The 25,926-nt window shown below is 66.3% G+C and carries 23 protein-coding genes; 9 read left to right on the top strand and 14 right to left on the bottom strand.

Annotation, left to right across the window (positions count from 1 at the left end; all coding sequences use genetic code 11):
* Nucleotides 1-57 precede the first annotated feature (57 nt).
* The 5 genes from IHD13_RS18390 to IHD13_RS01150 form a co-directional block, all read right to left on the bottom strand.
* Nucleotides 58-4,161: a retention module-containing protein gene (locus IHD13_RS18390; RefSeq protein ID WP_195859203.1), complete on the bottom strand. Its 4,104-nt coding sequence runs from the start codon at nucleotides 4,159-4,161 to the stop codon at nucleotides 58-60.
* A 171-nt stretch (nucleotides 4,162-4,332) separates the two neighbouring features.
* Entirely contained in the window at nucleotides 4,333-4,941 is a 609-nt protein-coding gene (locus IHD13_RS01165) for a response regulator transcription factor (RefSeq protein ID WP_195859202.1), read from the bottom strand.
* A 2-nt stretch (nucleotides 4,942-4,943) separates the two neighbouring features.
* A complete protein-coding gene (locus IHD13_RS01160; protein WP_195859201.1) occupies nucleotides 4,944-6,368 on the bottom strand; it encodes an HlyD family type I secretion periplasmic adaptor subunit in 1,425 nt (474 codons plus the stop codon).
* Nucleotides 6,368-8,518, bottom strand: a complete 2,151-nt coding sequence (locus tag IHD13_RS01155; RefSeq protein ID WP_326838296.1) for a type I secretion system permease/ATPase — start codon at nucleotides 8,516-8,518, stop codon at nucleotides 6,368-6,370. Before IHD13_RS01155 ends, IHD13_RS01160 begins: the two co-directional genes overlap by 1 nt.
* A gap of 55 nt (nucleotides 8,519-8,573) precedes the next feature.
* Nucleotides 8,574-10,382: a TolC family outer membrane protein gene (locus tag IHD13_RS01150; RefSeq protein ID WP_195859200.1), complete on the bottom strand. Its 1,809-nt coding sequence runs from the start codon at nucleotides 10,380-10,382 to the stop codon at nucleotides 8,574-8,576.
* 282 nt (nucleotides 10,383-10,664) lie between these two features.
* On the opposite strand from IHD13_RS01150, the gene IHD13_RS01145 reads away from it, so the two are divergent.
* The gene (locus tag IHD13_RS01145; protein ID WP_195859199.1) at nucleotides 10,665-10,946 is read left to right on the top strand and encodes a hypothetical protein; all 282 of its coding nucleotides are present in this window, start codon (nucleotides 10,665-10,667) and stop codon (nucleotides 10,944-10,946) included.
* A 16-nt stretch (nucleotides 10,947-10,962) separates the two neighbouring features.
* Nucleotides 10,963-11,901, top strand: a complete 939-nt coding sequence (locus tag IHD13_RS01140; RefSeq protein WP_195859198.1) for a 2-dehydropantoate 2-reductase — start codon at nucleotides 10,963-10,965, stop codon at nucleotides 11,899-11,901.
* Between the two features lie 10 nt (nucleotides 11,902-11,911).
* Here IHD13_RS01140 and IHD13_RS01135 read toward each other — a convergent pair whose 3' ends face one another.
* Complete coding sequence (locus IHD13_RS01135) at nucleotides 11,912-12,388, bottom strand: YbhB/YbcL family Raf kinase inhibitor-like protein (protein ID WP_195859197.1); 477 nt, start codon at nucleotides 12,386-12,388, stop codon at nucleotides 11,912-11,914.
* Between the two features lie 112 nt (nucleotides 12,389-12,500).
* Between IHD13_RS01135 and IHD13_RS01130 the strand changes: the two genes are divergently transcribed.
* The 6 genes from IHD13_RS01130 to IHD13_RS01105 all read left to right on the top strand — a co-directional run bounded on the left by IHD13_RS01130 (nucleotide 12,501) and on the right by IHD13_RS01105 (nucleotide 17,338).
* Nucleotides 12,501-13,058, top strand: a complete 558-nt coding sequence (locus IHD13_RS01130) for a thioredoxin family protein (RefSeq protein ID WP_195859196.1) — start codon at nucleotides 12,501-12,503, stop codon at nucleotides 13,056-13,058.
* A gap of 261 nt (nucleotides 13,059-13,319) precedes the next feature.
* Nucleotides 13,320-13,907, top strand: a complete 588-nt coding sequence (locus IHD13_RS01125) for a VOC family protein (RefSeq protein ID WP_195859195.1) — start codon at nucleotides 13,320-13,322, stop codon at nucleotides 13,905-13,907.
* A gap of 147 nt (nucleotides 13,908-14,054) precedes the next feature.
* On the top strand, nucleotides 14,055-14,543 hold the full coding sequence (locus tag IHD13_RS01120) for a LabA-like NYN domain-containing protein (RefSeq protein ID WP_195859194.1): 489 nt from the start codon (nucleotides 14,055-14,057) through the stop codon (nucleotides 14,541-14,543).
* 127 nt (nucleotides 14,544-14,670) lie between these two features.
* Nucleotides 14,671-15,873: a zinc-binding dehydrogenase gene (locus IHD13_RS01115; RefSeq protein WP_230086050.1), complete on the top strand. Its 1,203-nt coding sequence runs from the start codon at nucleotides 14,671-14,673 to the stop codon at nucleotides 15,871-15,873.
* Nucleotides 15,870-16,931, top strand: coding sequence for a proline racemase family protein (locus IHD13_RS01110; protein WP_195859193.1), 1,062 nt, complete (start codon nucleotides 15,870-15,872; stop codon nucleotides 16,929-16,931). The genes IHD13_RS01115 and IHD13_RS01110 overlap by 4 nt, the downstream gene beginning before the upstream one ends.
* A complete protein-coding gene (locus IHD13_RS01105) occupies nucleotides 16,928-17,338 on the top strand; it encodes a VOC family protein (protein ID WP_195859192.1) in 411 nt (136 codons plus the stop codon). Before IHD13_RS01110 ends, IHD13_RS01105 begins: the two co-directional genes overlap by 4 nt.
* Here the strand turns inward: IHD13_RS01105 and IHD13_RS01100 are convergent.
* The 8 genes from IHD13_RS01100 to IHD13_RS01065 are packed head-to-tail and all read right to left on the bottom strand — an operon-like array spanning nucleotide 17,335 to nucleotide 23,625.
* Nucleotides 17,335-17,691: a TfoX/Sxy family protein gene (locus tag IHD13_RS01100; protein ID WP_195859191.1), complete on the bottom strand. Its 357-nt coding sequence runs from the start codon at nucleotides 17,689-17,691 to the stop codon at nucleotides 17,335-17,337. The genes IHD13_RS01105 and IHD13_RS01100 overlap by 4 nt on opposite strands.
* 13 nt (nucleotides 17,692-17,704) lie before the next feature.
* Nucleotides 17,705-18,427, bottom strand: a complete 723-nt coding sequence (locus IHD13_RS01095; RefSeq protein ID WP_195859190.1) for a lipoate--protein ligase family protein — start codon at nucleotides 18,425-18,427, stop codon at nucleotides 17,705-17,707.
* A 15-nt stretch (nucleotides 18,428-18,442) separates the two neighbouring features.
* Nucleotides 18,443-19,189, bottom strand: coding sequence for a 2-oxo acid dehydrogenase subunit E2 (locus IHD13_RS01090; protein WP_195859189.1), 747 nt, complete (start codon nucleotides 19,187-19,189; stop codon nucleotides 18,443-18,445).
* Between the two features lie 11 nt (nucleotides 19,190-19,200).
* A complete protein-coding gene (locus IHD13_RS01085; RefSeq protein ID WP_195859188.1) occupies nucleotides 19,201-19,437 on the bottom strand; it encodes a biotin/lipoyl-containing protein in 237 nt (78 codons plus the stop codon).
* Nucleotides 19,438-19,449: 12 nt separating this feature from the next.
* On the bottom strand, nucleotides 19,450-20,481 hold the full coding sequence (locus tag IHD13_RS01080; RefSeq protein WP_195859187.1) for an alpha-ketoacid dehydrogenase subunit beta: 1,032 nt from the start codon (nucleotides 20,479-20,481) through the stop codon (nucleotides 19,450-19,452).
* Nucleotides 20,482-20,495: 14 nt separating this feature from the next.
* Nucleotides 20,496-21,476 (bottom strand): thiamine pyrophosphate-dependent dehydrogenase E1 component subunit alpha, encoded by a 981-nt coding sequence (locus tag IHD13_RS01075; protein WP_195859186.1) that lies wholly within the window; start codon nucleotides 21,474-21,476, stop codon nucleotides 20,496-20,498.
* 14 nt (nucleotides 21,477-21,490) lie between these two features.
* Complete coding sequence (locus IHD13_RS01070; protein WP_195859185.1) at nucleotides 21,491-23,074, bottom strand: GMC family oxidoreductase; 1,584 nt, start codon at nucleotides 23,072-23,074, stop codon at nucleotides 21,491-21,493.
* Between the two features lie 47 nt (nucleotides 23,075-23,121).
* Nucleotides 23,122-23,625: a gluconate 2-dehydrogenase subunit 3 family protein gene (locus IHD13_RS01065; RefSeq protein ID WP_195859184.1), complete on the bottom strand. Its 504-nt coding sequence runs from the start codon at nucleotides 23,623-23,625 to the stop codon at nucleotides 23,122-23,124.
* Between the two features lie 299 nt (nucleotides 23,626-23,924).
* On the opposite strand from IHD13_RS01065, the gene IHD13_RS01060 reads away from it, so the two are divergent.
* The gene (locus IHD13_RS01060) at nucleotides 23,925-25,925 is read left to right on the top strand and encodes a sigma-54-dependent Fis family transcriptional regulator (protein ID WP_195859183.1); all 2,001 of its coding nucleotides are present in this window, start codon (nucleotides 23,925-23,927) and stop codon (nucleotides 25,923-25,925) included.
* Nucleotide 25,926 lies beyond the last annotated feature (1 nt).

Below are 25,926 nucleotides of genomic sequence, written 5' to 3'. Positions count from 1 at the left end.
AAAAAAAACCGTGCCCGCAAGGCGGGCACGGCGGTGGGTGGATGCGATCGAGTCGGCTCAATCGATATTCAGCTGGCCATTGTTGAGCATTTCATCCACCAAGGTTGCGCTGAATTCCACCCCCTTGAGGATAATGGTCTGGTCGACTTTGCTCTCGTCGAAGTTACCGTCGGTAAAGCCGCCACTGGTACTGATATGCAGCACGGTATCGTCACCATCGGCCTCGGCATGCAGGTAGTTGGCCAGAGTGACCTCGGTAGCACCATCGAGCAAGTCGCCGATATCCAGCCGATCCGCCTCCCCGCTCCCGGTATAGCCATCGATCAGGTCGAGGGTGAAGTCCATCACCAGATCCACGGCGGGATCCCCCTCGCTTCCTTGGTCGTTGAGCTGCCACTGGAAGGTATCGGCACCCAGACCACCCCAGAGCACATCGTTGCCGGCTCCGCCGATCAGGGTGTCGTTGCCATCACCACCAATCAAGGTATCGTCACCGGCGCCACCGTCGAGGATCACGCCTCCATCACCGGCGACCAGCAGGTCGTTGTCGTCTCCACCGATCAGCTCATCGCCGCCACTGGTACCGTCGATATAGACCTTGCCATCGCCAGACCCCTCCAGCACCGTGCTGTCACCCTCCCCCACGATGACTTCGGTATCCGCATCGATGGTCACGGAGAAGCTCTCGGTCACGCTGTCGCCATCACCATCGACCACCTCCACGGTAAAGGCCAGGGTCTGATCATCCGGCAGGATGCTGATTGAGGTCTCGGTGCCATAGAGGCGAGCTGCATCACCACTCAGATGGTCGATCTGTATTGCATGGAACTCATCGACCCCGGCAATCAAGCTACTATCGATCTCTACGCTGCCAAAGTGGTCACCACCGATATTCTGCGAGGTGACGGTCTCTTCGAACACATGGAGGATGTTTCCCTCCTCGTCATAGAGGGTGAAGCGGAAAGTCGAAGAGCCCGGGTTCTGATAGCGGAACGTCAGGGTTATCGCATCGATGGACTTCTTGTCATCATTTAGGTCGGGGGAGGTATTGGGATCACCATCCTTATCCCCCTCGAAGAACTCCAGCCGCAGCATATCATCGGGGTTGAATAGGTTATTACCCACCCCAATGCCCTGTTGACTGGGGTTAATATTTCCACTCCCAGTAAAGCGAATATCGGTCTCCAGCTCCTGACCATCGAGAACCTGCTCGGCCCATAGTTCCGTAAAGTTCCCCGGTAGCTGCTGATTCAGCTCGAGGGTCTCCGTAGTAGTCGGGTTGGGCGTCACCAGGTTAAAGTCGTAGGTACCGTCGACCCAAACCGTCAGCTCGAAGAAGACCTCATCGTCATCGCCAAAGATGGCGGTCAGCTTCTCGCCTAGATACTCTCCGTCCTCCCCGAATAGATCTTCCCTGACAAGCTCTACTCCCTCCAGCTCTGTCGTCAGGAGGACATTGATTCCACTGTCAATGATATTGCTATCCGCCAAGAGCCCATCGGCTCCGGCATCGAAGCTCCATAGCCCGGTAAAGGTATTGGCCACATTGACGATATCCAGGCTATTCACGAAGTGAATGACCGGGCCATCATCCAGGAACACCACCAGGGCACCGACTTCCGCCGTGGCAGTCGTGGTGTCGCCATCCCCATCGGTGGCGGTCACCACCGCATAGACCAGGCCATCCAGGTCCACGGCGTCATTGGGATCGGTCTCGTCCGGGTGATGCAGCGAGGCGTAGAGCACCACGTTGAGGTGGCCGTCTTCGTCCAGAGCCACCACGAAGACCACCGCGCCATCGGGATTGGGCTCGCCACCACCATCGGCCACTCGACCGACAATGGCCCCACCTTCTTCGAACAGATAAATCTTGGTGCCGTCGGTGGTCATCAGTCCGGAGTCGACCCCGCTGGTAACCACCTCGGCGTCGGCGTCGCTGGCATCATACAACGCCAGACCGAAGGCCAGGCCGCCCCCAGCGGCTTCACCATCAGCACCGAAGTCCACCATGGCGGTGACAACGGCGCTGCCGCTGCGGGCATACTGGGCGTCACCGAAGTCGACGTCCGCCAGGGCCTCACCATCGAAGCCGGCAAACAGCAGTTGGATCGCCTCGGGCAGATCTCCAAAGGCCAGCTCATCGGCTTGATCACCGGCACTTTCATCGATGGTGGCACTACCATCCTGATCGACAATGATCTCTTCGACTGTCGGACCGTCATCGACGAAGGTGATCACCGCGCCGATCTCGGCACCGCCGCTGGCGGTGTCGCCGTCGCCGTCGGTGATCTCCACCGTGGCGGTGATCAGCCCGGCCAGGCTCAGGGTATCGCTGTGCTCGCCGTCGCTGTCGTCACCGGCCACCGGGTGCGCCAGGGCCACGTACTGGGTCACCGTGATGCTGCCGTCGGCGTTGATCTCCACCGTGAAGGCGACATTGGTACCGTCGTACTGGCCCTCGATCACCGTATCGGACACCGCGACCAAGGTGATGGCATGCCCACCGACCGTGGTGGTCAACTCGGTGCTGCCATCGCCGCTCAGCGCCAGGCCATAGACGATGCTGTCATCCTCGGCGGGACCATCGGCCCCGAACAGGGCGGTGAAGTCGAGGACCGCCCCGCCACTGGTGGCAATGATCGGACCGCCCGCGAAGTTCTCGCCGGCATCGGTCTCGTCGAGCAGCACCGCCACCTCATCGGCCAGGACCACGTCCTCCAGCACCGGGCCGTCATCGACGAAGGTGATCACCGCGCCGATCTCGGCACCGCCGCTGGCGGTGTCGCCGTCGCCGTCGGTGATCTCCACCGTGGCGGTGATCAGCCCGGCCAGGCTCAGGGTATCGCTGTGCTCGCCGTCGCTGTCGTCACCGGCCACCGGGTGCGCCAGGGCCACGTACTGGGTCACCGTGATGCTGCCGTCGGCGTTGATCTCCACCGTGAAGGCGACATTGGTACCGTCGTACTGGCCCTCGATCACCGTATCGGACACCGCGACCAAAGTGATGGCATGCCCACCGACCGTGGTGGTCAACTCGGTGCTGCCATCGCCGCTCAGCGCCAGGCCATAGACGATGCTGTCATCCTCGGCGGGACCATCGGCCCCGAACAGGGCGGTGAAGTCGAGGACCGCCCCGCCACTGGTGGCAATGATCGGACCGCCCGCGAAGTTCTCACCGGCGTCGGTCTCGTCGAGCAGCACCGCCACGTCATCGGCCAGGGCCACGTCCTCCAGCACCGGCACATCATCGAAGAAGGTCACCACCAGGTTGCCCTGGGCCGAGTCGCCATCGCTATCCAGCACGGTAAAGGTCAGCGTGGTCTGGACGCTTTCGTCGCCTTCGGTACCGGGCTCGGTATGCAGCACATTGGTCAGCAGGGTAAGGGTGTACTCGCCAGTGACGGGATTCACCGTCAGCTCGAACAGGTCGGTGCCATCGCGATCACCGCCCTCGATGGTGGCAGTCAGGGTATTGCCGCTCCAGCTATAGACCACCAGCTCGGTGCCGATGGTGGCGGTAGTGCCCGCCATGGCGGCGAAGTTAATGCCGCCGATACCATCCAGCCCGAAATCGAAGTTCAGGGTGCCCTCGAAGAAGGATCCCCCCTCGATTAAAAGATTCTCGTCGAAGAGCTCGGCCTCGGAGCTACCCGCGGAAGGGAAGAAGTTCTCCTCTTCGAGCAATTGCGGCTCGCCGAGCCCGCCCTCGGGGCCTCCGGCCAGACCGAAGCCGTATTGAAAGCTCAGCGGATCCACGCCTTCGGTGATCCGCGCCAGGCGCACGAAGCCATGGCCGCCACCGGCGGCATCACCGGCACCGGCGCCCGCGGCGGTATCCTCGAGGATATCCAGCAGGTCGATATCGTCGTCCTCTAGAGCCGCCAGCAAGGCCTCGACCTCATCGTCCTGGACGCTGGCCTGTTCGGCATCCACCTCGACACCGGGGACCAGCTCGGCCTGCATCAGCACTTCCTGACCGGGCTCGATCACCACCAGGCCGGCCTCGCCGCCCCCGAAGTCAAGATCGACGCTGCCGTCATCGGAAGTGACCACCACTTCGCCTTCCTGGAGCACGTCGCCGGGACGCAGCTCACGAAGGTTGCCCTCGGCGTCCCGCGCCCAGGCCTGTCCGGTTACCGAGAGAACGACTGCGATGCTCATGGCGTATCCCCTTCCTTAGCCATCGATGAGTGCCCGGAGCGCACAGCGGCTCCACAAGGCTGGCCGACAGCGGTCGGCACTTATCTCAAGGCTAGGAGAGGAGGAAGAGGCGGAGTATTGGACCGTGGTACAGGGTAACCAAATGTTTCCCTATGTTTCCTGAGCAGGACCTCAGGTGGTCTCCAGATGCCCGGAGAGCTTGAGGATCAGCTGCATGCGATCGCGCACACCGAGCTTGCGGAAGGCGGCCCCCAGGTGCGCCTTGACGGTACGCTCGGTGATCTCGAGCCCCCGGGCCACCTCCTTGTTGGTGTGGCCGGCGGCCACCGCCAGCACCACGTCCCGCTCCCGGGAGGTCAGCTCGGCCAGTACGCTGGCCTGATCCGCCAGGCCGCCGCCCAGGGCACGGAAGGTCGCGCCCACCACCTCGCTGAGCAGCTCCGGTCCCACCCAGAGCCCATGATGCATGGTGACCAGGGCCACCTCATGCAGCAACTCCACGGAGCCCAGCGCATGAGCGTAGCCACGAGCCCCGGCGCCCAGGGCCTGGAAGGCCTCTTCCTTGCAGGGTAGCCAGGAGAGTACCACGCAGATCACCCCCTGCTTCGCCAGGGTCTCCACCACCGGGAGCCAGCCATCGTTATCGCCGAGGACCCAGGCATGATCGCCCTGGCCGAGGCGACTCACCGCCTCCTCGGCCGTTAGCGTCCAGCCATCGGGAAAGGCGTGTTGCCAGCGCGGCAGGGGCGAGCGCCCCGAGACCACCAGAACATGTCGCATGGTCAGCGCTCCGTCATTGCATTGCCCATCCCGCGCAGCACCGGCTTGAGCAGGTACTCCATGATGGTGCGCTGTCCGGTGCGGATATCGACCTGGGCGGTCATGCCGGGAATGATCGGCATCTCCGGTGCCAGGGTCGCCTCCTGGGTGCGCACCCGGACCAGGTAGAAGGTGTTGCCGTTGTCATCGGTGATGGTATCGGCGCTGATATGCTCCAGTTGGGCATCGAGCCCGCCAAAGATGGTGAAATCGTAGGCGGTCAGCTTGATAAAGGCCTCCTGCCCGGGCCGCAGGAAGGCGATATCCTGGGGGGCGATGCGTGCCTCCACCAACAGCTGATCATCGGTTGGCACGATCTCCACCACGTCCTGGCCGGGTTGGGCCACCCCGCCCAGGGTGGTGATATTGAGGCGCTGCACGATCCCCGCGACCGGCGCACGCAGCTCCGCCAGGCGTACCCGGTCCTCGAGGCCGGTGCTACTCTCCTGCAGGGCCGAGAGCTCACCCATGGTCTGGGCCAGTTCGTTACGCCATTCGCCGCGGCGCTCAAGGGTGATCTCGCGAAGTTGCGCCTGGGCCTCTTCCACGCCCGCTTCGAGACGCGAGACCTGGGCACTGGCCTGGCTACGCTCGCCGCTGGCCCGGGAGACCTCCCGGCGCAGCCGGATCACCTCCACCTCGGAGACCGCCCCGCTCTGCAGCAGCGGCTGGGTCATGTTGAGCTCCTGGCTGGCCAGCCCCAGGTCCCGCGATGCGGCATTGAAACGCGCCCGGGCCTCGTTCAACTCTTCGCGGCGCTGGGTCAGGCGCTCGCGGACGATGCTCTCCTGCTCGCGCAGTTCGGCCCTTCGCCCCTCATAGAGCTCCCGCTCTCGCTCCACCAGGTCGGGGGCCTGGGCCACCAACTCGGGGGAAGGACGATAGATATCGTCGGCCACCAGGGCGCGCAGCCGTTCCGCCCGTGCCTGCAGGGCCCAGACCCGGGCCTGGTTCTCGCGGAAGCTCGAGGCATAGCGGGTCGGATCGATGCGCATCAGGAGCTGGCCGGCCTCCACCCGCTGCCCCTCGGCCACCAGGATCTCCTGCACCACGCCCCCGTCGTAGGACTGCACCCGTTGCAGTTGAGATGAGGGAATGATGCGCCCGTCGCCCTTGGTCACTTCATCGATCTGTGCCAGGGTCGCCCAGATCACCAGCCCCACCAGTGCCATTACCACCAGATAGAGGAAGGCCCGGGCCCGCAGCGGCTCCTGCTGCATGCGTGCCCAGTCGGCGTCGCTGGCCCAGTCCCGATTGAGGTGAGCCGAGGAGACCCAGCGCGAGAAGAGGCGATCGATCAGCGGCCGGAAGGGCTTGCCGCCGCCCTCGCTGAGACGCCCGATCCGCTCGAAACCACGCTGCTCCAGGGTCGGCTTGCGCTCTGCCATCAGCGTGCCCTCCCGATCTGTCCGCTACGCAGGGCGGCCACCACCTTATCCTTGGGCCCATCCGCCACCACCTTGCCGGCATCGATGACGATGATGCGCTCCACCAGCGCCAGCAGCGAGGTGCGATGAGTCACCACCACCAGGGTCTTGTGCTCCGCCAGGCTGGCGAGGCGCTGCTTGAAGGCCTCCTCGCTGGCGTGATCCATGGCGCTGCTGGGCTCATCCAGCAGCAGAATGGCGGGATCCATCACCATCGCCCGGGCGATGGCCACGCTCTGACGCTGGCCGCCGGAGAGCGACTCGCCACGCTCCCCCACCGGCATATCCAGCCCCAGGGGATGACGATTGACCAGCTCGGTGAGCCCCGCCACCTCCAGGGCCTGCTGCAATGCCTCGTCGCTCACCCCTTCGCTGCCGCCTCCGGCGATGATGTTGTCGCGCAGGCTGCCGAAGAAGAGGCTGACGTCCTGGGGCACGTAGCCGATATGCCGACGCAGGTCCATGGGATCCCACTGGCGGATATCCACCCCATCCACGCTGACGGCCCCCGCGGTAGGCTGGTAGAGCCCCAGGATCAGCTTGTCCAGGGTCGACTTGCCGGAGCCGATGCGTCCCAGCAGGGCGACCTTCTCACCGGCTCCGATCTTCAACGAGACGTCACGCAGCGCCTCCTGGGCCTCCTCCGGGTAACGGAAGCTCACCTTGTCGAAGGCGATCTCACCACGAATCACCGGGCGGCTGATCAGGTGGCGGCCTTCCTCGCGCTCCTGGGGCTTCTCCATCACCTGATCGAGGCCCGCCAGGGCGGTGGAGGACTGGTGATACTGCGCCAACAGGGAAGCCGCCTGGCTGATCGGCGCCATGGCGCGGGACGACAACAGATAGGCGGCGATCAACCCGCCCTGGCTCAACTCCCCGGCGATGATCAGGTAGACCCCGATGATGATCACCGACACCGCCACCGTATGCTGTGCCCAGAGGGCCACGCTGGACACCGAACTGCTCAGCAGCCGCAGTTGCGCCGAGGTCCGCGACAGGAAGGCCGTGGTCTTCTCCCATAGCCCCTGAATCCGCCCCTCGGCGCGCAGCGCCTTGACGGTCTCCAGGTTGGAGACCGACTCCACCAGGCTGGCATTGCGCTGGGCACTGACCCGCCAGGTGGTCTCGGATAGCTCGTGCATGCGACTCTGGGCGGCCAGTGCATAGAGCAGCACGAAGAGCGCGCCGATGGCAATGGGGATCACCAGGGGCACGCCGATGATCGCCACGATGCCGGCGAAGAGCAGCACGAAGGGCAGGTCCACCAGGGCCACCACGGTGGCGGAGCCGATAAAGCCGCGCACCGCCTCGAAGGAGTGCAGGGTCGCGGCGAAGGAACCGGTGGAGGCCGGTCGTGCCTCCATGCGCATGCCCAGGACCCGCTCCATGATGCTGCTGGAGAGCTTGACGTCGGCGCGGCTGGCGGCCAGGTCGACGAAGGCACTGCGCATCAGGCGCAGCGCCAGGTCGAAGCAGAGCACCACGAAGACCCCCGCCGCCAGGGCCCAGAGGGTCTCGGTGGCCTGGTTGGGCACCACCCGGTCGTAGACATTGAGCACGAACAGCGGCATGGCCACGGCGAAGAGGTTGATCAGTACCGAACCCACCAGCACGTCACGGTAGAGGCGTCGATTCTCGGCGATCACCCCCCAGAACCAATGCCGGGCGCGCAACCGCTTGACCTCCGGCCCCCGGGCATCGAAACGGAAACTGGGGCGGGCGTAGATGGCTCGACCACTATAGCGCGCCTCCAGTTCGTCGAGGCCGACTGGCGTGGCGGCCTCCCCCAGTTCGGGGAAGATCACCTCGGCGCGCCGCGCCTTCACGTCCAGGGAGACCAGCACGCAGGCCCGGTGGGGCTCGAGCATCAGGATCACCGGAAACAGGGCTGGATTGAGCCGCACCAGGGCACAGCGGGCCTGGCGCGCCGCCAGCCCCGCCCGCTTGGCCGCCCGCGGGAAGACCCCGGGGGTCAGCTCGCCGTTCTCCAACGGCAGGCCGGCCACCAGGGCCTCGGTCACGACCTCGTGGTCGTGGGCACGCGCCACGACCCTGAGACATTCGGCCAGATCGCCTCCGGCGAAACGGAACCACTTCTCGTCACTGGTCACGGCTGATCCCTACTCAAGTTGCGGCGAAGCCTCTCCCTGTCTGCCGATCCTTCGGCTACTCGTCGAGGCGCTCCAGGGTGATCTCGACCCGGCGGTTGGCGCGCCGGCCTTCCACCGTGGCATTGGTGGCCACCGGCTGGCGAGAGCCATAGCCGCGGGTCTCCATCAGGCTAGCCGGAATCCCCTGGCTGGCCAGGTAGCCGGCCACGCTGTCGGCGCGTCGCTGGGAGAGCGGGTCATTGATGGCATCGGTGCCGGTGATATCCGCATGGCCGGCGATAAAGACCCGCCGCAGGTCGCTGCGTCCGCGAATCTGCGATGCCAGGCGATCCAGCTCGCCGCGGGCCGCCGGGCTCAGCTCGGCACTGTTGATGGCGAAGAGGGTATCCGCGGAGAGGGTCACGTCCGGCGCCCGGGTCGGCGCCGGCACGCTCATGCCGGCCACCAGATCATCCAGGCTGTAGCTGGTGGGTGCCTGTACCGGACAGATGTCTGCGGGGCTCAGGCTGATGCCATCGCTGCCCAGGTCGGCCAGGCTCGGCATATCGGCGCGGGTGATCCCCAGGGCCGGCAACAGGCTGCCCATGGAAGCCAGGGTCCGGGCATGGGCCAGGGCCAGGTCATAGCGGGCATTGGCATAGGCGCGGCTGGCCTCGAAGTACTCGTTCTCGGAGTCGAGCACATCGAGCAGGGTGCGCTGGCCGATATCGAACTGTTGCTGGTAGGCGCCGCGGACCCGGTCGATGGACTGACGGTGCTGGTTCAGATGATTCATCTGCTCGCGCAGGCGACGGGTATCGTTGTAGGCGATCTGGGTGGTCTGGCGCACATTGGTGCACTCCAGGTCTCTCAGGTCCATGGACTGCTCGAGCAGGTCGCTGGTACGCCGGAACTCCGCCAGGTCGCTGCCGCCGCGGAAGAGGTTGATGCTCGCCACCAGTTCCACCACGGTATGATCGCGACGCCCCGCCACATCGCTCAGGTTGTTGTTGCCATGGCGGGCACGGAAGTCGAGGCGCGGATGGAAGCCGGAACGGGCCCCCTCGCGCTCGGCGCGAGCCGCGGCGATGTTCTCGATGGCGGCATGAAAGTTGGGATTGCCCTGGTAGGCCATCTCTACCGCTTCGGCCACCGAGGGCGGCATGCGGTCATCCAGGCTCGGCGCCGGGGCCAGGTTCTCCGCCGGCAGCTCGCCGACGATGCGCAGATAGCGGGCACTGACGTCGTGCAAGTTGGAGGCCTCGGTAAGCAGGTTGGACTCGGCCAGCGCCAGGCGCCCACTGATCTGTTGCAAATCGACGCCACGCCCGGCCCCGGTGCGCACCCGGTCCTCGATCTGGTTGAAGACCCGCAGGTGCTCGCCGTAATTGTCCCGGGCCAGGGAGACCAGCTCACGGAAGCGCTGAACATCGAGATAGGCGCGGGTCGCCTCCAGGGCCACCTCCTCGCTGGCGCCCAGCAGTTCGTAGTAGCGCACCAGCTTGGCACGATCGAGCTGTTCCACGGCGCTGCGGGTGGCGAAACCGTCATAGAGCATCTGGGTCAGGGAGATCTCGACGAAGTCCGACGAGAAGCTGCCGCGTCCATCTCCCTCGCGGGCTTCACGGCCGACACCACCGACCAGGTCGACGCTGGGGAAGTAGTTGCCCCGGGCCACCCCGACCTCGTTCATTGCCGCCTGGAAACCGTTCCAGCTGGCCTGCACCTCCGGATTGGTATTGATGGCCCGCTGGGCCACCTCGGTAAGGTTGCCCGCCGTGCTCTGGGCCAGGGCGGCGGTGGTCGCGCCGCTCAGGCAGGCCGCCCCGACGGCCAGCACCAGGCGTTTTATTGGAGTCCCTTGAATCGACATGAAGGTATTCATGATCGCCCCTCGTGCATCAACGCATCTGCTAGTGGTGGAGTGATGATGCGGCTTACCTCCCGAGGCATATCCATGCTTCGGGAGGCAGGCACTTTTTGTAAACTAACGTAACGCTATTTGCACTCTAGTCGATGGAATTCAGCTCCGCCAAGAAAATGCGCCGCCATGATTCCACGCCTGGCAGCACTCGCCAGCCGCGGCCGAGGCCCGATGAACACTGACGCCATCGATGCGCCATGGTATGGTTAAGCGGTGATTTCCGCGCTTAAGGAGCGTACCCCCATGTCGGCCTCTGAAATTCAAAAGACTCGTGTCATCAATGAGCTACGCAGCTTTATCAAGAAGCTGCTGGAGGACCCCAAGATCCTCGAGCAATCGCTGGTCGTGGCCCGCAAGCACCTCGGCGAGGGCAACGACAAGGACGTGATGGCGCGCATCGCCAACGAGATCTCCGACACCACCAGCGTGCATATCCCCGAGGATCCCAGCGAACACTCGGAAGCGGACAAGCTCTACCTGGAGCTGCTCAAGGAAGTGATCAACGAAGAGCAGGCTCTCTACTAAGGGACGAGGACGGACGATGCGCTTTGCGATCTATGGCAGTGGCGGCGTGGGCGGCTACTTCGGAGGCCGCCTCGCCGAGGCCGGCGAGGACGTCCACTTTATCGCCCGCGGCGACCACCTGGCGGCCATGCGCCGCGATGGACTCAAGGTGTTGAGCCCCCAGGGCGACGTCCTGATCGCGCCGGTCCAGGCCAGCGCGGATCCCGCCGAGGTCGGTCCCGTGGACTGCGTGCTGGTGGCGGTCAAGGCCTGGCAGGTCGCCGAGATCGCCGAGGCCATGGCGCCCCTGGTGGGCCCCGAGACCCTGCTGCTGCCCCTGGAGAATGGCGTGGAGGCCAGCGACCACCTCGCCGAGCGCTGGGGCCGGCAGCGGGTGCTGGGCGGGCTCTGCGGCATCCTCGCCTATCGCGAGGCTCCCGGAGTGGTTCGCCACGCCGGGGTCGACCCCTTCCTGCGCTTCGGCGAGCTGGACAACCGCCCCAGCGAGCGTACCCGGCGCCTCAAGGCGATCTTCGATGCCACCCGGGGCGTTAGCGCCGAGATTCCCGATGACATCCAGGCGGCCATCTGGAGCAAGTTCCTGTTCATCTGTGCCATGAGCGGCGTGGGGGCGGTCACCCGGGCGCCCATCGGCATCAGCCGCACCCAGCCGGAGAGCCGCCGGTTACTGGAAGCGGTGATGGAGGAGATCTGCGCCGTGGCCAAGGCCCGGGGCGTTCGCCTGCACCGCGATGCGGTGAGCCGCGCCATGAAGTTTATCGACAGCATGCCGGAGAGCAGTACCGCCTCCATGCAGCGCGATATCATCCGTGGCCTGCCCTCGGAGCTCGACTCCCAGAACGGCGCCGTGGTCCGCCTGGGCCGCGCCACCGGCGTCGCCACGCCGGTCAACGAGGCCATTCATGCGGCCCTGCTGCCCCAGGAGCGACGCGCCCGGGGCGAGCTGAGTTTCTGAGCGCCCCGCCTCACTCCCGACGATAGCGCCCCACCAGGCGATTCATGCCCAGCAGGTGGGGCTCGATCCGTGCCAGCAACTCGTCCAGGCGCATCCCCGCCGGCAGGTCCAGGTCCACGTCCAGGGCCAGTACCCAGAAGTAGTAGTGGTGGTCCCCATGCCCCTCCGGCGGCATGGGGCCGCCATAGCCCGGCAGGCCGAAATCATTGACGCCGGGGGTGCCCGCCGTACTGCCTTCCGCCAGATGCGTCGTCTCCGCCGGCAGGTTATAGAGCACCCAGTGCACGAAGCCGTAGCCGCCATGCTGGACCAGGGGCGCGTCCGGGTCGTGGCAGAACACGGCGAAGGCGCGGGTGCCCTTGGGCACCTCTTCCCAAAGCAGGGCGGGCGAGACATCCTCCCCCTCGCCGCTATGCTGACGGGGAATCGCCTGGCCGGGGCCGAAGGCGGGACTGCTCAGGGTCAGGGAAGAAATGGCAAAGGGCATGGCAAGTACCTCCGCTAGCGAATGGTGTCATCAGCATCGCCGTCCTGGCGATCGCCATCAAGGCCGAGGAATCTGATAGGCTGCCAGCATTCCCTGCCAGAGGAGTGATGTCATGGCCAAGACCGCCTCTACCATGATCGATCTGGGCAGTGCCCTGCCCGACTTCCGCCTCGCCGACCCCGAGGGCGAAATCACCAGCCGCGACGACTTCCTCGGCCGACCGCTGCTGGTGGCCTTTATCTGCAACCACTGCCCCTTTGTCCGCCATATCGCCGATGCCTTCGCCGAGCTGGCACGAGAGTCCCAGGCCAAGGGGCTCGGCGTGGTGGCCATCAACAGCAACGACTTCCACGCCTACCCGGACGATGACCCCGAATCGATGCGCGAAGAGGCCCGCGCCCGGGGCTATGACTTCCCCTACCTGGTGGATGATACCCAGGCGGTGGCCCGGGCCTTCCAGGCCGCCTGCACCCCGGACTTTTTCCTCTTCGACGCCGAGCATCGCCTGGCCTACCGCGGCCAGTTCGATGACAGTCGCCCGGGCCAGGAAACCCCGGTGACCGGCGCCGACCTGCGTGCCGCCATCGAAGCGGTGCTGGCGGGCCGGACACCGAGCCCCGACCAGCGCCCCTCCCTGGGCTGCAATATCAAATGGAAGGCCGAAGCGTGAACGCCTGGGGGCGCCTGACTGCCCCCCGGGAAGCGAGGCCTGTGACACCTGACCGAGTTGCAACAGGTGTCACGTCACAACTGTGACGGCCCGACGCCTCATGCTCTTGACAGTCTTGAGATAACCCACTGTCAATAAAGGCATCGACCGAATCCTGGCGGGCTGCTTCCGGCTGGCATGCCACTTGCCTATCTCCACTCTGGATGCACCGAACGCGGGTATCCATTGGCAACGAGATAATAGATAACAAGGAGTCATGCCATGTCCTGCAAGCTGCCCCTCAAGTGCGGCACCCTATCGCTTCTGCTGGCCAGTCAGATGGCCCTCGCCGATCTCCCCGGCATGCGCGGCACCCAGCACTTCGGCTTTACCGTACCCGACCGCCAGGCCGCGGTGGATTTCTTCGTCGATGTCATCGGCTGCGAGGCCTTCTTCACCATCGGCCCCTTCGGTCCCTTCGATGATGACTGGATGAACGAGAACCTGGATGTCCACCCCCAGGCGACCATTCCGGCGGCTCATCTGGTGCGCTGCGGCAATGGCACCAACCTGGAGATCTTCGAATACACGGCCCCGGATCAGCGCCTCGAGCAGCCCCGCAACAGCGATATCGGGGGCCACCATATCGCCTTCTATGTGGATGACATGGACGCCGCCGTCGCCTATCTGGAGGAGCGGGAAGTCGAAGTTCTGGGACAGCCCAAGACCTTTAACGAAGGTCCCATGGAGGGCCTGACCTGGGTCTACTTCATGGCGCCCTGGGGCATGCAACTCGAGCTGGTCAGCACGCCCTATGGCATGGGGTATGAAACCGAGATGCCAAGCCGTCTCTGGGATCCACGTCACTGATCTCAACGACATCCAGCGCCGCCGACTTCGGCGGCGCTTTTCCTTTCCCTGAGCACAACGCCGCTGGCAAATCGCCTGTTGAAGGCGCACCCTGGCCACTAAGACGCCGCCATGGCAACACTCCCACGCCACCCATAGGGACACCCCATGACCTCCGTCCTGCTGCTGGTCGATGTGCAGAATATCTACTACACCACCCGCCAGGCCTATCGGCGCCACTTCGACTACAACGCCTTCTGGGCCCAGGCCACCCGCGGGCGTCGCGTCACCCGGGCCATCGCCTACGCCATCGACCGGGGCGACGAGAAGCAGCGCCAGTTCCAGAACATCCTCCGAGCCATCGGCTTCGAGGTGCGCTTGAAGCCCTTTATTCAGCGCGCCGACGGCTCCGCCAAGGGCGACTGGGACGTGGGCATCACCCTGGATGCGATGCTTCATGCCGAAGAGGCCGAGGTGGTGGTGCTGGCCTCCGGGGATGGCGACTTCGCCTTGCTGGTGGATCACCTGCGCCAGGCCCGGGGCAAGACGGTGGAGGTGTATGGGGTGCCGCCCTTGACCGCCCAGGCCCTGGTCCAGTCGGCGAGCCGCTTCGTGCCCATCGAGGCATCGCTGCTGCTGGGCTCACCCGGCCGCTGAGTCGCCCCGGCGGCGAACAAAAAATTCCCGGCGAATCCGTCCCGCAAACCGAAAAAATCCCCATCGGTGCGCCCGAGCCTCTCTGCTATCGTCAGCAGGGAATTCACCCGACCCAGGAAGCACGCCGATGCACGACACCCCCTCCCCCGAGGCCATTCCCGCCACCATGGCCGCCATGGTGCTCACCGGCCATGGCGACGTGGACAAGCTGGTCTATCGCGACGACGTCCCCGTGCCCACGCCGGGGCCGGGCGAGGTACTGGTGCGTGTCACCGCTACTGCCAAGAACAACACCGACCGCAAGGCCCGCGAGGGACTCTACCCCACCAAGGAGAAGGGCGACGTCACGTCGTTTGCCATGGGCGGCGAGCCGACCCTGACCTTCCCACGCATCCAGGGCGCCGATATCGCCGGGCGCGTGGTGGCGGTGGGCGACGGCGTCGACGCCGGGCGGATCGGCGAGCGCGGCCTGCTCGACTTCAACCTCTATGCCGATGCCCGACGCGACATCAACCTGACCCCCGACTACTACGGTCACGGCGCCGACGGCGGCTATGCCGAATACGTGGCCGTGCCGTCGGACCAGTTCCACCACGTCGCCAACCCGGAGCTGCGTGATGCGGAACTCGCCGCCATGGGCATGTGCTCCTACCAGACCGCCTACCATATGATGACCTCGGCCAAGGTCGCCGCCGGCGAGCGGGTGCTGGTGAGCGGCGCCAGCGGCGGCGTGGGCACGGCGCTGATCCAGCTGTGCCGGATCGTGGGGGCGATTCCCTATGCGGTGAGCCAGCCGGAGAAGGCCGAGGCGCTCCTGGCCCTGGGCGCCGAGGCGGTGATCGACCGGGGCGACCTGGAGAGCTTCGTCGAGCGGGTACTCGCCACCACCGGCGGCGCCCCCATCGATGCGGTAATGGACCTGGTGGGCGGCGAGATGACCGACCGCTTTATCGACACCATGATCCAGGACATGAGGGCCCGCACCAGCTACCCGCGGCTCTCCATTGCCGGGGCCAGCGGCGGCAACCTCTCCGAGATCATGTGGACACGCATCTACCTCTACCAGGTGCAGATCTTCGGCGTGTCCCACGGCACCCGGGAGGAGGCCGAGCAGTTGATCGCCTGGATCCGCGAGGGCCGGCTCAAGCCGGTGCTGCATGGCGCCTTCCCGCTCTCCGAGCTGCACGCCGCCGAACGCTACTTCGTCAACCGCGGCAGCAACTTCCTCGGCAAGATCGTGATCGTCCCCGACGCTCAGTGGGACGAGCACGGCGCCCCCTTCGCCCTGACGTCCTCCGCCGCCACCTCGACCCAGGAGCCCAGCGCATGAGCCGCCCGCTGACCTTCCAGATGATGGATACCCATGCCGGCGGCGACGTCAGCCGCATCGTGCTGGGCGGCATCACGCCCCTGCCCGGCGCCACGGTGCGCGAGCAGATGCACTACCTGCGCGACGACGCCGACGGCCTGCGCCAGCTGCTGCTCTTCGAGCCCTACGGCATCCCCGAGATGTCGGTGGACCTGATCGTGCCGGCCACCGACCCGGAGGCGGCGGCGGGCTATATCATCATGGAGGTGATGGGCTACCCCATCTATTCCGGCTCCAACACCATCTGCACCGCCACGGCGGTGCTGGAGGCGGGGATCGTGCCCAAGCGCGAGGGCGTCCAGCGTTTCAAGCTGGAGGCGCCGGCGGGCCTGGTCTCCATCGAGGCCAGGGTGGAGAACGGCGTGGTGGAGGCGATCACCTGCGAGGGGCTGCCCAGCTACATCGACACCCACCGGGCGTCGATCCATGTACCGGATCTGGGTGACGTCACCTACTCGGTGGCCTATAGCGGCGGCTTCTACGCCCTGGTGGAAGCCGCCGAGCTGGGCTTCGACCTGACCCGCGACGAGGAGCGCCGGCTTGCCGACTGCGCCCACAAGATCGTCGAGGCGATCCAGGCCGAGCGAGGCTTCTCCCACTACACCCTGGGCGACGTGGGGCCCCTGCCCTTCCTGCACTTCATGGGCCCGGTAGAACGGGTCGCCGACGACTTCTACCGCTCCCGCTCCGCCACCTATGTGCACCCGGGGGTGATCTGCCGCAGCACCACCGGCACCGGCACCTCGGCGCGCCTGGCGCTGATGCACCACGAGGGACGCATCCAGCCCGGCGACCGCCTGGAGACGGTCTCCCTGCGCGAGACCGGCTTTATCGGCACCTTCACCGGCACCCATCGGGAAGGCGCGCACCAGGTGGTGGAGAACACCATCACCGGCAAGGGCTATGTGCTGGGCCATACCGAAGTGGTGGTCAACGACGACGACCCCCTGGTGGAGTGCGCCGGCCTGCGCCATATTCTGGAGGATGATCGGTCGGATAGCCGACAGGAGGCGCCATGAGCCTGCCCATCCGCGGTATCGACCACCTGGTGCTGCGCATCCGCGACGAGAAGTCCATGCTGGCCTTCTATATCGAGGCATTGGGGTGTGAGCTGGAGAAGCGCCAGGACGAGCTTGGCCTGATCCAGCTGCGCGCCGGCGACGCCCTGATCGACCTGGTTCCCGTGGACGGCCCCCTGGGCCGCCACGGCGGGCCGGCCCCGGGGCGCGAGGGCCATAACCTGGACCACTTCTGCCTGCGCCTCGCCCCCTTCGACGAAACGGCGATCCGGGCGCATCTCGCCGCCCATGGCATCGAGGCCGGCGAGACCCAGCGCCGCTACGGCGCCGAGGGGTACGGCCCCTCGATCTACCTGCAGGACCCGGAAGGCAATACCGTCGAACTCAAGGGGCCGCCCGAGGACTAGCGGCGTCCGCCCCCGCCCCGCGCTTCCTTGCCCGTCCTTGCGCGCAAGGCGGCATCGAAAGCCCGCCGCGCCCAGTCGGCGGCCAGCGCCTCGTCCTCGAAGATCGCCACCGGGGCCTGATAATAGGACATCTGCACCGGTCGCCCGCCCTTGACGTAGACGAAGGGCTCGAGCCCCTGCGCCTCGAAGTCGCCCAGGCTCTGGGCATCCACCTTCAGGTAGAGGGTCTCGTCGGCCACCAGGGCGAACATCAGGCCATCGTGGTAGAGGCCATAGCCACCGAACATTCGCCGCACCGTGATCGGCCCAAAGGCGACGAAGACGTCCCCAAGGTAGTCGGTATAGTCGCTCATGGCGCATCATCTCCTAGGCCTCCTCGGCCAGCCGCGCCAGCAGCCCGGGCAGTGCCGCCTCGACCCGCGCCTCCGGCAGCAGTTGACCAAGGGCGATATGGCTGGCCGGCGAGAAGCGCTCGGGATCACCGATGGCGGCCTGGAAGGCGTTGACCACGCCGACCAGGGCCTCCGGCGTCTCCCCCACCTGCATGGCGCCATGGGCCAGCATCGCCATGTCGCGACAACCCCGCACCCGCCGCCAGCGCTGGGCGGTCCCCACCAGCTTGCGCTCGCCGATGCGCACATTGAAGCGCCCGTCGCAGTAGGCCCCCGGGGCCGCTCCCAGGTTAGCCTCGGCCACGCCCAGCTCACTCAACCAGTCGCACCAGGGCATTCCCAGACGCCGGTAGCCCCACTCCAGGTGGGCGGCGGAGCCGGTGACCCGGCAGCGTAGCGCCAGGGCCACGTTGATCACCGCCGGACATTGCGGCACCGGGGTGCCACCGGTGGAGCGGAACGCGATCGGCCAGCCCTGGGCCGCGAGCGCCGCCCGGGCCTCGGGAAAGCCCGCCAGGCGTTCGTGGCGGCGCGGCATCACCAGGGCCCGGTCGTGGGGCGACCAGGCCACCAGGCCGAAGTCGCCCTCGCCGTGACAGATCGACTCCAGCAGCGCCTCCTCCAGGGCCAGGCCCTCCGCCACGCTGGGACGGTGCAGGGTCTGGGAGTCGCGCTCCAGGGGCAAGGCGTGGGTCATGGGCCGGGCTCCATCTCAGAGTTCAGGGTCGAAGGCATCGCTGGCGAGCCCCTCGATACGCGCGCAGAGGGCATCGAGGAAGGCCGCCGCCGGCGCCCCATTGACGGCGCGATGGTCGAAGGTCAGCGACAGGCCGATCACCTCCACGGCGCGCCAGCCGTCCGAGTCTGGCACGGCCCGGGACTCCACACCACCGATGCCGAGGATCGCCACCTGGGGCAGGTTGAGCAACGGCGTGAAGTGGTGCACCCGGGAGCGCCCCAGGTTGGTGACGGTAAAGGTCGCGCCGGTGAGCGCCTTGACGCCGAGCCCGCCGTTGCGGGCCTGTTCGGTGAGCGTCCGCCGCGCCTCGGGCAACTCGCCCAGGCGCAGGGCCTGGGCATCGAACAGCGCCGGGGCCACCAGCAGGTCGTCGGGCAGCGGAATCGCCAGGCCCAGGTGCACCGCGGTATGCCGGGTGATGCAGTTCTCCTCCAGGGTGGCATTGAGGGCCGGGAAGTCGCCCAGGGTCTGGACGGTCAGGCGCAGCAGCAGGTCCTGTAGCGAGGGAACCGGCAGTCCAGCCTCTCGACAATGTCGCCGCAGCGCCTGCAGGGCATCCAGGCGAGCACTGGCATGATGGGTCAGCTGGGCCGACTGCTGCAGGCTCTGCAGCATCTTCGAGGCGATCATGCCGCGCATGCCGCGCAGCTTGATCGGGGCCGTGGCACCATCCGCCCCCGAAGGGGCGGACACTTGGGTTTCTGGAGTCTCCAGTCTCATCTCCAGCCTCCTTAGGCTTCCAGGGTGGCGATCAGGGTGCCCTTGCTCACCACCTCGTCCTCTTCCTTGGCGATGCTGAGTCGCCCAGAGACCGGCGCCTCGATCTCGTACTGGGCCTTCTCCACCATTACCTCGGCGACCAGGTCACCCTGGGCGACCTCGGCCCCGTCATTGACCAGCCAGGCGGTGATCACGCCTTCGGTGTCGCCCTCCCAGAGGTCCGCGGGTACGGTGATATCGGTCGTCATAGGGGTCTCTCCTCAGTGTTCGTTCAGCATCTGGTGGAAGGCGGCGACGATCTTGTCGGCATTGGGCAGGGCCCACTGCTCCATGGTCGGCGCGAAGGGAATGGGAATGTCCGGGTAGGCCACCCGCTTGGGGGCGGCGCGCAGGCGGCAGCCCGGGTGTTCGGCCACGCTGGCGATGATCTCGCCGCTGACCCCATAGCTGTGGTAGTCCTCGTCCACCACGATCAGGCGTCCGGTCTTGGCGACCGACTCGCGCACCGTCTCGCGATCCAGCGGCACCAGGCTGCGCAGGTCGATCACCTCGGCGGAGAAGCCCTCCTCCTCCAGGGCCTGGGCGGCGCGCAGGCAGTGGTGCACGCCGGCGCCGAGGCTGACCAGGGTCAGGTCCTGTCCCTCCCGGGCCACCGCGGCCTTGCCGATCTCCACGGTATAGGCCTCCTCGGGCACCGCCACGGTGGCGCCCTTTTCGGTCCCCAGCCAGCCCATGCCCTGCAGTGCCTTGTGGTACATGAAGACCACCGGGTTGTCGTCGCGGATCGCCGCGGTCATCAGCCCCTTGGCGTCATAGGCGTTGCTCGGCACCACCACCTTCATGCCCGGCAGGTGGGCGAAGGTGCCGTAGAGGCACTGGGAGTGCTGGCCGGCATCGGAGTAGCCACCGCCGGTGGAGGTCATCAGCACCATCGGCACCGGGACCTTGCCGCCGGAAAAGTAGGTGTTCTTGGCCATCAGGTTGTAGATGGCGTCCATGCACACCCCGAAGAAGTCGACGAACATCAGCTCGACGATGGGACGCATGCCGTCGGAGGCGGCGCCCACGGCGGCGCCGATAAAGGCGGTCTCGGAGATCGGCGTATCGCGGATGCGCTCCGGGCCGAACTCATCGAAGAGGCCCCGGGTGTTGCCGAAGACCCCGCCGAGGGGCCCCACGTCCTCACCCATCACGAAGACCCGCGGGTCGGCGCGCATCTCCTGGGCGGTGGCCTCGGCCATGGCCCGGGCCATGGTCAGCTTGCGGCTGGCGCTCTTGGTTACAGTAGTCATGGTCGTGCTCCCGGTTAGACGAAGACGGTTTCCAGCGCCGCTTCGGGCGGCAGGAAGTCGCTCTGCTGGGCAAAGCGAATCGCCGCCTCGACCCGCTCGTGGGCCTCGGCCACCAGGGCGGCATCGGCTGCCTCGTCGAGCACCCCGGCCTCGAGCAGGGCCGCGCGGTAGCGGGGAATGGGATCGGTGAGGCCGGCCTTCTCGCCCTTGGGCCGGTAGTCCTCGCCGTCGCCCATGAAGTGGCCGGCCAGGCGCACCGTCTCGATCTCGATCAGGCTCGGACCCAGCCCCTCCCGGGCCCGGGCGATGGCCTCGCCCGCCGCGGCATAGACGCCCTCCACGTCGTTGTCGGCCACGTGATGGCCAGGCATCCCATAGGCGGCGGCGCGGGTGGCGTTGCGCGGCACGGCGGTGGAGGCCTGCTTGGCCACCGAGATGCCCCAGGCGTTGTCCTCGATAACGAAGACCACCGGCAGCTGCCACACCGCCGCCAAGTTCAGCGCCTCGTGGAAGGCGCCCTGGTTGGCGGCCCCCTCCCCCATAAAGGCCACCGCCACCCCGGGCTTGCCCTGCATCTGGCGGGAGAGCGCCGCCCCCACCGCCGGGCCCAGGCCCTCGCCGATGATCCCCGAACAGGAGAAGTTCACCGCGCCATCGAAGAGGTGCATATGGCCGCCGCGGCCACCGGAAAGCCCGGTGGCCTTGCCGAAGATCTCGGCGACCATGGCATCGAGATCGACCCCCTTGGCCACGGCGATATGGTGGGGCCGGTGGGTGGCGGTGACGATGTCGTCCGCCGTCAGATGGGCGCAGACCCCCACGGCGCAGGGCTCCTGGCCATTGGAGAGGTGCATCTCTCCAGGAATGGGGCCCTTGGCCATGTTGAAGACCGGGGTCTTGCCTTCCATATAGAGCGCCTCGATGCGCTCCTCGAGATAGCGGCTCAGCACCATGTTCCGGTACATCCAGCGCCGCTGGTCGGCTGTCGGTTGCATGGATATTTCTCCTCTTAGAGTTCGCCGCGTGACATGCGCTCGGCAATGTATTCGGCTTGACGAATCGTCAAGGCAACGATGGTCAGGGTGGGGTTTTCCGTGGCACTGCTGGTGAATTGGCTGCCGTCGGAGATAAACAAGTTGTCGATATCGTGGGACTGACCCCACTGATTGACGACGCCATCGCGGGCATTGGTATGCATGCGATTGGTGCCCATGTTGTGGCTGGCCGGATAGGGCGGCAGGTCATTCACATGGTGCGCACCGATGGCCGTAAACAGCGCCTTGGACATCCGGTAGGCGTGGTCGCGCATGCGCGTATCGTTGTCATGATCCGCCTTGTGCACCACCGGCACCGGCAAGCCGTACGGATCCTTCTCGGTGGGATGCAGGGTGATGCGATTGGACTCCAGGGCGAGGTCTTCCCCGCAGATCCAGAAGCCCGCCATCCGGCTGTAGTTCTCCATGGACTGGGCGAACTGCCGTCCCCAGCCATTGGCTGCCCCCGGATCCAGGAACGCCGCCATAAAGGGCAGCCCCAGATGCAGGGCCTCCAGCTCGTAGCCACCGACATGACCGCGGGAGGGGTCGTTGTCTTCCCACTCCTTGACGATGCCGGGCACCACGGTGCTGCGCTCCATATGCACCGGATGATCGAACTCCGCATAGGAGCCTCCGGTGACATGGGTCATGTAGTTCTTGCCCACCTGGCCCGAGGAGTTGGCCAGCCCATCGGGGAACAGACTGGAGGCGGAGTTGAGCAGGAGACGCGGCGACTCGATGGAATTGGCCGCCACGGCGACGATGCGCGCCTTCTGGAACTGCACTTCCCCATCGGCGTCGGCATAGAGCACGCCGGTCGCCTTGCCGTCCCGGTCATGCTCGATTCTCAGGGCCATGCAGTTGGGCCTGACCTCCACCTTGCCGGTGGCTTCGGCCCTGGGAATCTCCGTATACATGGTCGACCACTTGGCACCGAAGCGGCAGCCCTGCATGCAGAAGCCGGTGACCTGACAGGGCGCCCGCCCGTCGAAGGGCAGCGTATTGATCGCCAGGTGCGCCTGCTCGCAGCGAGCGCCGATGCGATTGGCCCCCGCTTCGATGACCTGATAATGGGTGCTCTTGCCATGAAAAGGCATGCCGGTCGCCTCGGTGCCGCATACCCCCATTTTTCGTTCCGCCAGGGCGTAATAGGGCTCGAGGTCCTGCAGGGACAGCGGCCAATCCTCCACATTGGCGCCGGCGATGGCGCCGTTGAGCGTTTTCATCTTGAACTCGTGTTCCTGAAAACGCATGGCCACCCCGGCCCAGTGAATGGTCGCCCCCCCCACGCCCTTGACGATCCAGGCGGGCAGGTTGGGAAAGTCCTCGGCCAGGCGTGACGGCCCCACCAGATTACGCTGGTCGAGCCAGCTGATCTTATTGAACATCCCCCATTCGTCGTTCTCGATATCCTCCATGGTGAAGCGCTTGCCGGCCTCCAGCACCACAGAACGGATGCCCTTTTGCGCCAGTTCATTGGCCAGGGTGCCTCCCCCGGCCCCGGAGCCGATGATCACCACCAGACTGTCGTCATTCAGATCAAATTGCCTGCTCATAGCCTTTGCCCTTCTCTTGTTCGCATCGCACCGTCACCCGCGCCCGCTCACAGCCAGTCCGGCGTGGCATCGAAGCCGCGGTGGCGGTAGCCACCCTGTTCCCAGGAGGAGCCTCCATAACCGAACAGGGGCCACAGGTCCGGGTTGTTGTAGATCCCCATCAGGAGGTTGCCCTTGACCTGCGCGAAGAACGGCGTGTGCTGAATCTCCTGCAGCAAGGTTTCACGTTCGGCGCCATCCTCGATCCCGGCATAATCGCTGCCATGGGCGGCCCGGGCGCGCCGGTCCAGGTCGTCGAGCCCCGTGGCGACTGCATCGCGCTGCTCCTCCAGCAAGGAGGAGAGGGACTCCAGGTAGTAACGATCCTCGATCGCCTCATGGGGGTAGATATCGCGGCCCAGGCGCAGCAGGCGCCCCGCCAGGTCGGGCTCGGCCAGGGCCCAGCGCGGCCACAGGCCGGTGGCGCCTAGCGCCAGGCCACCGGCGGCCAGGGCCCCGGTCAGGGAGAGAAAACGGCGACGGCTCAGCGTCACCCGGGGAGAAGCGGTCATGGCGTGACTCCTCGTCTTGTTATTGGCGGGTTCACCGCAGCGGCGAACACACCCATGCCATGGCAGCTTTCGTGCCAACCTGGCCAAGAAGAGGGCTAACTATTTGATGAAAATGAAAAATACAGGAAGGATGATGAGCTGAAGGGACGCCCAAGGCGTAACGCCAGGGCGAACGGGTGTGACAGTTGTCCCGGCATCCCCCGTTACAGGTGTAACGACGCTCGACCAAGGTCGTATCTCGACGGTTGCCTCCCCCCCTTACCTTGAAGAGACAACAACGATACCCCTAGAGGCACGTCATGACCGCCAGCCTGAGCCAACGCCAGCATGTCGAGACCATCCTCGAGACCCTGAACCGCCCCGGAGGCCAGGGAGAAGCGGCCATTATCGAGCGCTCCTGGCGGCGCTGCATCGACCGCTATGGCCTCGATCCGGCCCGCCCCACCCCGGCCCGCTACGTGCCTGGCGCCACCCTGCGCGAGCATCAGGATCAGGCCGACGACCTGCTCCAGGTGGCCCGGGCCGGGGTCGAGCAGCTCTATCGTCAGGTGGCGCCACTCGGCTATGTGGTGCTGCTCACCGACGCCCGGGGCATCGCCGTGCAGTTCCTTGGCGCCAAGGCCGACCAACGCGAACACCAGCGCACCGGCCTCTTCCTGGGGGCCGACTGGAGCGAGTCCCATGCCGGCACCTGTGCGGTGGGCACCTGCATCCACGAGCGCACGGCGCTGACCTGCCACCATAGCGATCACTTCAGCGCCCACCATATCCAGCTGACCTGCACGGCAGCACCGATCTTCGACCCCCATGGCCGCCTGCTGGCAGTGCTCGATATCTCCGCCTATCAATCACCGGTCACCAAGGACTCCCAGACCTTCGCCCTGCAACTGGTGAAATACACCGCCAAGATGATCGAGGATGCCTATTTCCTGCAGCGTTATAGCGACCACGCCATCGTCTGCCTGGACCGCTCCCGGGAATTCGTGCAGATCAATCGCCGCTACCTGTTGGCCATCGAGGAGGACGGCAGCCTGGTGGCAGCCAATACCGCCGGGCGCAAGCTGCTTCGCCACCACGAGTTGCCCCTGCCCGAGGGCGGCGAGGCGCGCCCCTTCAAGGCCTGGAATATTCAAGACCTGCTCGACGCCCAGGTCGATCAGGTGCTGGCCATTCCCCAGCACAGCGACGATCGGGTCCAGGCCTTTCATACCCGGCGCCACCGGGAAATCCACTTCGCCACCCTGATCGAGCCACCGCGCCGCTCCCGCGGGGCCGCCGCCCCAGCCCGGGACACCAGCCTAGCGCCCCTGGAAGCCCTGGCGGACGATGACCCCAGCATGCGCGATACCCTGACCCGGGCCGCCCGGCTGCGCAACGAGCCGATCAATATCCTGGTGATGGGCGAGACCGGCACCGGCAAGGAGCGCATGGCCCGGGCCCTGCACGAATCGAGCCGACGCCATGACCGCCCCTTCGTGGCCATCAACTGCGCCGCGGTACCGGAATCGCTGATCGAGAGCGAGCTGTTCGGCCATGAGGCCGGCAGCTTCACCGGTGCCCGCAGCCAGGGCATGAAGGGCCTGATAGCCCAGGCCGACGGCGGCACCCTCTTCCTCGACGAGATCGGCGACATGCCGCTGCAGCTGCAGACCCGGCTGCTGCGGGTGCTGGCCGAGCAGGAGGTGCTGCCCATCGGCGCCAATCGCCCCATCAAGGTCGACCTGCGGGTCGTCGCCGCCACCCACCGGGACCTGCGCGAACTGATCGCCGCCGGACGCTTCCGCGAGGACCTCTACTACCGCCTGAACGGCGCCAGCCTGCGCCTGCCGCCCTTGCGCGAACGGGCCGACAAGGGTTACCTGATCCGCCGGATCTTCGCCGAGCTCAACCACGAACGCGGCGGCCGGGCAAGGCTGCGCGGCGATGCCATGAGCGCCCTGCTCGCCTACCCTTGGCCGGGCAATATCCGCGAGCTGCACAACGCCCTACGCTATGCCCTGGCCACCGGCGACGGCGAGGAAGTGGTGGTCGGCGACCTGCCGGAGGAGTGCCTGCATGGCCAGCTCGCCCACCCCGGCGCCAGCCGGCCGACACCGGCCATCGGCGACCCCGGCCAGCCAACGGCAGCGGCACCGCGCCCGCTGGAGCAGGATCTGCTCTATCGGGCCCTGTGCCGCCACCAGTGGAATGTCAGCGCCGTGGCCCGAGAGCTGGGACTGTCGCGCCCCACCATCTACCGGCGCATGAAACGCCTGGGTATCGTGCCGCCTAATCAGCAGAACCCGCGAATGCCGGGCTGAA

The sequence above is a fragment of the Halomonas sp. 328 genome, from assembly GCF_015645095.1.
Classification (GTDB): Bacteria; Pseudomonadota; Gammaproteobacteria; order Pseudomonadales; family Halomonadaceae; genus Bisbaumannia.
Note: the sequence above shows the minus strand (reverse complement) of the source record. Positions and strands in the feature narration are given on the sequence as shown.

Bases quoted from the DNA above. Each gene is read 5' to 3' on its own strand.
- IHD13_RS01165 (WP_195859202.1), bottom strand. From the start codon at position 4,941: ATGCGACATGTTCTGGTGGTCTCGGGGCGCTCGCCCCTGCCGCGCTGG.
- IHD13_RS01120 (WP_195859194.1), top strand. From the start codon at position 14,055: ATGACCTCCGTCCTGCTGCTGGTCGATGTGCAGAATATCTACTACACC.
- IHD13_RS01080 (WP_195859187.1), bottom strand. From the start codon at position 20,481: ATGACTACTGTAACCAAGAGCGCCAGCCGCAAGCTGACCATGGCCCGG.
- IHD13_RS01115 (WP_230086050.1), top strand. From the start codon at position 14,671: ATGCACGACACCCCCTCCCCCGAGGCCATTCCCGCCACCATGGCCGCC.
- IHD13_RS01060 (WP_195859183.1), top strand. From the start codon at position 23,925: ATGACCGCCAGCCTGAGCCAACGCCAGCATGTCGAGACCATCCTCGAG.
- IHD13_RS01140 (WP_195859198.1), top strand. From the start codon at position 10,963: ATGCGCTTTGCGATCTATGGCAGTGGCGGCGTGGGCGGCTACTTCGGA.
- IHD13_RS01160 (WP_195859201.1), bottom strand. From the start codon at position 6,368: ATGGCAGAGCGCAAGCCGACCCTGGAGCAGCGTGGTTTCGAGCGGATC.
- IHD13_RS01130 (WP_195859196.1), top strand. From the start codon at position 12,501: ATGGCCAAGACCGCCTCTACCATGATCGATCTGGGCAGTGCCCTGCCC.
- IHD13_RS01125 (WP_195859195.1), top strand. From the start codon at position 13,320: ATGTCCTGCAAGCTGCCCCTCAAGTGCGGCACCCTATCGCTTCTGCTG.
- IHD13_RS01065 (WP_195859184.1), bottom strand. From the start codon at position 23,625: ATGACCGCTTCTCCCCGGGTGACGCTGAGCCGTCGCCGTTTTCTCTCC.
- IHD13_RS01100 (WP_195859191.1), bottom strand. From the start codon at position 17,691: ATGAGCGACTATACCGACTACCTTGGGGACGTCTTCGTCGCCTTTGGG.
- IHD13_RS01105 (WP_195859192.1), top strand. From the start codon at position 16,928: ATGAGCCTGCCCATCCGCGGTATCGACCACCTGGTGCTGCGCATCCGC.
- IHD13_RS01145 (WP_195859199.1), top strand. From the start codon at position 10,665: ATGTCGGCCTCTGAAATTCAAAAGACTCGTGTCATCAATGAGCTACGC.
- IHD13_RS18390 (WP_195859203.1), bottom strand. From the start codon at position 4,161: ATGAGCATCGCAGTCGTTCTCTCGGTAACCGGACAGGCCTGGGCGCGG.
- IHD13_RS01110 (WP_195859193.1), top strand. From the start codon at position 15,870: ATGAGCCGCCCGCTGACCTTCCAGATGATGGATACCCATGCCGGCGGC.
- IHD13_RS01085 (WP_195859188.1), bottom strand. From the start codon at position 19,437: ATGACGACCGATATCACCGTACCCGCGGACCTCTGGGAGGGCGACACC.
- IHD13_RS01075 (WP_195859186.1), bottom strand. From the start codon at position 21,476: ATGCAACCGACAGCCGACCAGCGGCGCTGGATGTACCGGAACATGGTG.
- IHD13_RS01090 (WP_195859189.1), bottom strand. From the start codon at position 19,189: ATGAGACTGGAGACTCCAGAAACCCAAGTGTCCGCCCCTTCGGGGGCG.
- IHD13_RS01135 (WP_195859197.1), bottom strand. From the start codon at position 12,388: ATGCCCTTTGCCATTTCTTCCCTGACCCTGAGCAGTCCCGCCTTCGGC.
- IHD13_RS01095 (WP_195859190.1), bottom strand. From the start codon at position 18,427: ATGACCCACGCCTTGCCCCTGGAGCGCGACTCCCAGACCCTGCACCGT.
- IHD13_RS01150 (WP_195859200.1), bottom strand. From the start codon at position 10,382: ATGAATACCTTCATGTCGATTCAAGGGACTCCAATAAAACGCCTGGTG.
- IHD13_RS01070 (WP_195859185.1), bottom strand. From the start codon at position 23,074: ATGAGCAGGCAATTTGATCTGAATGACGACAGTCTGGTGGTGATCATC.